The organism is Rothia sp. HMSC072E10 (genome assembly GCF_001813965.1).
Classification (GTDB): Bacteria; Actinomycetota; Actinomycetes; order Actinomycetales; family Micrococcaceae; genus Rothia; species Rothia mucilaginosa_A.
The window spans coordinates 747,639-752,779 of record NZ_KV814491.1 but is presented as its reverse complement, the minus strand read 5'-3'; the positions used below and the strand labels follow the sequence as shown (position 1 = coordinate 752,779).

The 5,141-nt window shown below is 61.0% G+C and carries 4 protein-coding genes; 3 read left to right on the top strand and 1 reads right to left on the bottom strand.

What is annotated here, in order from left to right; genetic code table 11:
• Positions 1-368 precede the first annotated feature (368 nt).
• Positions 369-908 carry a hypothetical protein gene (locus HMPREF2944_RS08285; protein ID WP_049333230.1) on the bottom strand — a complete coding sequence of 180 codons (540 nt, stop codon included), beginning with the start codon at positions 906-908 and terminating at the stop codon, positions 369-371.
• Between the two features lie 463 nt (positions 909-1,371).
• Between HMPREF2944_RS08285 and HMPREF2944_RS08280 the strand changes: the two genes are divergently transcribed.
• The 3 genes from HMPREF2944_RS08280 to ilvC all read left to right on the top strand — a co-directional run bounded on the left by HMPREF2944_RS08280 (position 1,372) and on the right by ilvC (position 4,944).
• A complete protein-coding gene (locus HMPREF2944_RS08280; RefSeq protein WP_070682328.1) occupies positions 1,372-3,174 on the top strand; it encodes an acetolactate synthase large subunit in 1,803 nt (600 codons plus the stop codon).
• A complete protein-coding gene (ilvN, locus tag HMPREF2944_RS08275; protein WP_070682325.1) occupies positions 3,174-3,674 on the top strand; it encodes an acetolactate synthase small subunit in 501 nt (166 codons plus the stop codon). Before HMPREF2944_RS08280 ends, ilvN begins: the two co-directional genes overlap by 1 nt.
• 241 nt (positions 3,675-3,915) lie before the next feature.
• A complete protein-coding gene (gene ilvC, locus HMPREF2944_RS08270; RefSeq protein WP_049343341.1) occupies positions 3,916-4,944 on the top strand; it encodes a ketol-acid reductoisomerase in 1,029 nt (342 codons plus the stop codon).
• Positions 4,945-5,141: the final 197 nt, after the last annotated feature.

Below are 5,141 nucleotides of genomic sequence, written 5' to 3'. Positions count from 1 at the left end.
TCCGTGTGACACCCTGAGGGCGCTTCCGGAAAACGTAGCTGCACCCAGGGGCTCCCGGTGGGCACGCCTATACGCAACCTGGTGGGTGCGTGGAGGTTTCGGTGGCCTCCGTAGCGACATCAGGGTGCCCGAAGCGGAGCGAGGGCGGGTGTCCCTGTAGGAGCGAGGAGGGTGCCGAACCTCGAGCTAATCCCGCCGGGTTCTGTGGGGGAATCGTGGTGGTTCAGTGTGTGCGCCCCGTGCCTAGCGAACTGTGGCGGGGGAGGCTGTCGCGGTTTAGCCTGCTACCTGGTGGCTGGTGTTTTGCGTGCAGGCACACGAAAGCCCGCCACCGTCACACAACAGCAGCGGGCAAACGCAAAACTCAATTACAGGACCGGCCAAATCCGCGTCACAAACTCGCGGAAGTCCTTCACATCCTTACCCTGCTCCAGCAGGCCCGTGCCGTAGCGGGTCACCACCTCCGCATTATCCTCGAAGGCCAGCTCGAACGCGCTACCGTTCACCGATTCAATCACCACGGAGTCCTCACCCACCGAATAGGCGTGCAGGGCGTTCGTGTTATCAATCGTCGTGGCCGTACCCGCGGGAGTCAGTCCCGGCATGTTAATCGGCGCGATTATCACCTCGTCCGGAGAATCCTGGTAGCCGATGATGAAGTGCGTCTGATCCGGTGACTGGTGCACCGCCAAATCGGGGTTGCGGTATACGGCGCGGCCCGTCGCGTACACCAGGTTGTACGCACCGTAGTTAATGATCTGCTCATCAAAGACGGGGTGCATCACGCGCACGAGCTCCTCGGCGGTAAGGAACTCGGGATTCTCGAGAGAGTTTAGGGGGTCGACAACCTCTGCGTACTTACTTGCTTCGGTCAGCTCGTCGGCGACCGGGATAATCGGTTCGGTCATAGCTTCAGTCTACCGGGGTAGGGGAGACAGGTCACGGGTTTACGGCGATATTACGCATCATTAACCGGGTAATATGCGTCTTTTGCGGATGCTGGAGTGAGGTTCATGCAAGATAGTGCACCAGCGTGCTGAGTGTCCACATCATGAAAGATGAGGCCTGACATGGGCTAATGTGCTCACAACTCGGTTGCCGCCCCTCCAGAGACTTGACTCACCTCTCAGAAAAGGGGCACTATAGAGGGGTGAAGACAGCAATGTTCCAGCGAATTCTACGCCTTGTCGATGTCGCCTAGGGCGCGTGGCAGGGTCTATTCACTGCGACTAAGCGCCCCTATCGCTACCACCAACAGCGGGGGGCATTTTTTATAGCTTGGTACCACCGGGCATAGGATGCGTGAGGACCACACAAATCCCACGCAGAACATTGAGTACAACGAAGAACCAAAAGACACGAGGCATTTCCATGACCATGGGATTTTCCACTTCTGATGACGCGGCAAACGCTCCCGCAGAACGCATGACCGGTTCTCAGGCAATCGTCCGCACCCTCGAAGACCTGGGTGTGACTGACGTTTTCGGCCTGCCTGGTGGAGCTATTCTGCCGACCTACGATCCCCTGTACGATTCCAAGAAGGTTCGTCACATCCTGGTCCGTCACGAGCAGGCTGCAGGCCACGCAGCTCAGGGCTACGCTGTCTCCAGCGGCAAGACCGGCGTGTGCATCGCAACCTCTGGCCCCGGCGCCACCAACCTGCTGACCGCAATCGCTGACGCCAACATGGACTCCATCCCCCTGGTCGCCATCACCGGTCAGGTTTCCACCAAGCTGCTCGGTACCGACGCATTCCAGGAAGCTGACATTGTCGGCATGGCAATGCCCATCTCCAAGCACTCCTTTATGATTACCGACGCACAGGACATCCCCCGTGCGCTCGCCGCAGCCTTCCACATCGCTTCCACCGGTCGCCCCGGCCCCGTGCTCGTGGACGTCACCAAGGACGCACAGGTTGGCATGATGGAATACCGCGGCATCCCCGAGGACCTCGAGCTGCGCGGCTACACCCCCGCAACCCGCGGCCACTCCAAGCAGATTCGCGAAGCCGCCAAGCTCATCACCGAGTCCAAGCGCCCCGTCTTCTACGTCGGCGGTGGCGTGGTGCGCGCTGGCGCATCCGACGAGCTGCACAAGCTGGCTAAGCTCATCGGCGCCCCCGTCGTCACCACCCTGAACGCTATCGGCGCGTTCCCCGAGTCCGACCCCCAGAACCTCGGCATGCCCGGCATGCACGGCACCGTTCCCGCAGTGACTGCCATGCAGAAGTCCGACCTGCTCATCACCCTGGGTGCCCGCTTCGACGACCGCGTGACCGGCCAGGTCGACACCTTCGCCCCCGAGGCCAAGGTCATTCACATCGACGTTGACCCCGCCGAGATCTCCAAGATTCGCTTCGCTGACGTCCCGATCGTTGGCGACCTGAAGTACGTGCTGCCCGAGCTGACCGAGCTGCTCTCCACCGAGTTCGCTCAGGAGCTGCCCAACCTGGGCGAGTGGTGGAACGAGCTGAACGAGATCCGCAAGGATTACCCGCTCGGCTATGAGAAGCCCTCCGACGGCCTGGGTTCGCCCGAGTACGTGCTGGAGCGCATTGGCGCCCTGACCGGCCCCGACGCCTACTACGTCACCGGCGTTGGCCAGCACCAGATGTGGGGTGCACACTACCTCAACCAGGAAAGCCCCCGCCACTTCATCAGCTCCGCAGGCCTCGGCACCATGGGTTACGGCGTTCCCGCCGGCATGGGTACCCAGGTGGCACACCCCAACTCCACCGTGTGGATTATCGACGGTGACGGCTGCTTCCAGATGACCAACCAGGAGCTGGCAACCTGCGCCCAGAACGGCATCCCCGTCAAGGTTGCCGTCATCAACAACTCCTCCCTCGGCATGGTGCGCCAGTGGCAGACTCTCTTCTACGATGAGCGCTACTCCAACACCGACCTGAAGGACGGCCACGGCACCGCACGCATCCCCGACTTCGTGAAGCTCGGTGAGGCCTACGGTTGCGCCACCTTCCGTTGCGAGCGCGACGAAGACGTGGACGCCACCATTAAGGCTGCCCTGGAGATCAATGACCGCCCCGTGGTCATTGACTTCACCGTCAGCCCCCACGCTCTGGTCTGGCCTATGGTCCCGGCAGGCGTTTCTAATGACAAGATTTGGATTGCGAAGAACACTTCGCCCGAGTTCGATCGTGAGGAAGAGAAGTAATGTCTCATCACACTCTGTCCGTTCTGGTAGAGGATAAGCCGGGCGTTCTCACCCGAGTCTCCGGCCTCTTCTCCCGTCGACTGTTCAACATCCTCTCGCTGGCCGTCGGCCCGACCGAGAACCCCGGTGTCTCCCGCATCACCGTCGTGACCGAGGGTGACGCCCACACCATCGAGCAGATTACCAAGCAGCTGAACAAGCTCGTGCACGTGCTCAAGGTCGTCGAGCTGCCCGCCGACTCCTCGACCCAGCGCGGCCACATCCTCATCAAGGTGAAGGCTGACGCCGTTGCACGTCTGCAGATTGTTCAGGCAGCTGACCTGTTCCGTGCCTCCGTCATCGACGTCTCTCCCGAGTCCGTGGTCATCGAGGCCACCGGTTCGGCAGAGAAGATTCACGCTCTGCTGGATGTCCTGGAGCCCTACGGTATTCGCGAGATTGTTCGCGCCGGTACCATCGCCCTCTCCCGTGGCCCCCGCGCCATGAGCGAGCGCATCTAACACCCGCACCGCGAGTATAGAACAACCCCGCACACGCGGGGAACAGATCGGGTATCGCATCGCTTCAGCCGGGAAACCGGCGGCGATGCGGTACCCGGCTCTATAGGGTTCGCGAACCTTCCGGATGCTTCAGATGCTGAGAAGTACTCTCGAGAACCCGAAACTAAACAGCTTTCAAGTAAAATAGTGAATGTTGAGCCCGGCCTGGGCCGCATATCATAAAGTACTTAGGAGAAGAAAAATGGCAGCAACCATTTTCTACAACGACGACGCAGACCTCTCTGTGATTCAGGGCCGCACCGTAGCAGTTATCGGTTACGGCTCTCAGGGTCACGCACACGCACTGAACCTGCGCGATTCCGGCGTGAAGGTCATTGTTGGCCTGCCCGAGGGCTCCAAGTCCCGCGCCAAGGCTGAGGCAGAGGGCCTCCGCGTTGCAACCGTCGCAGAGGCAGCAGCAGAAGCTGACGTCATCATGATCCTGACCCCGGACCAGGTCCAGGCAAAGGTCTACGCAGAGAGCATCGAGCCGAACCTGAAGCCCGGTGACGCACTGTTCTTCGCACACGGCTTCAACATCCGCTTCGGCTACATCACCGTTCCCGAGGGCGTCGACGTTGCCATGGTTGCCCCCAAGGGCCCCGGCCACATCGTGCGCCGCGAGTTCGAGGCTGGCCGCGGCGTTCCCGCCCTGGTTGCAGTCGAGAAGGACGCATCCGGCGAGGCACTCGCACTGGCCCTGTCCTACGCTAAGGCACTGGGTGCAACCCGTGCAGGCGTCATCAAGACCACCTTCACCGAAGAGACCGAGTCCGACCTGTTCGGTGAGCAGGCAGTTCTCTGCGGCTCCACCTCTCAGCTGGTTCAGTACGGCTTCGAGGTTCTGACCGAGGCTGGTTACCAGCCCGAGATCGCTTACTTCGAGGTTCTGCACGAGATGAAGCTCATCGTCGACCTGATGATTGAGGGCGGCATCGCCAAGCAGCGCTGGTCCATCTCCGACACCGCAGAGTACGGCGACTACGTCTCCGGCCCCCGCGTGATCTCCCCCGAGGTCAAGGAGAACATGAAGGCTGTCCTGGCAGACATCCAGAACGGCAGCTTCGCAAAGCGCTTCATGGACGACCAGGCAGCCGGCGCACCCGAGTTCAAGGAACTGCGCGCCAAGGGCGAGGCACACCCCATCGAGGCTACCGGCCGCAAGCTGCGTAAGCTCTTCGCATGGAACTCCGTTGACGACGACTACACCGAGGGTTCGGTCGCTCGCTAAGCGGTAGCCAAGCTATAGCTTTCTGAGAATCCGGCGTCGCGCCTCTCCTCCCGTGTGGGGGAGGGGCGGGGCGCCGGATTTCTGTCTAACGAGAGTCCCATGCCCCCCAACAGTATATGTGATGTAGTTCATGCTTCATTGGGTTGCGGGTGGGATGGAAAGCGCGTATAGTATTTTCTTGTTGCAAGGGAAACCTG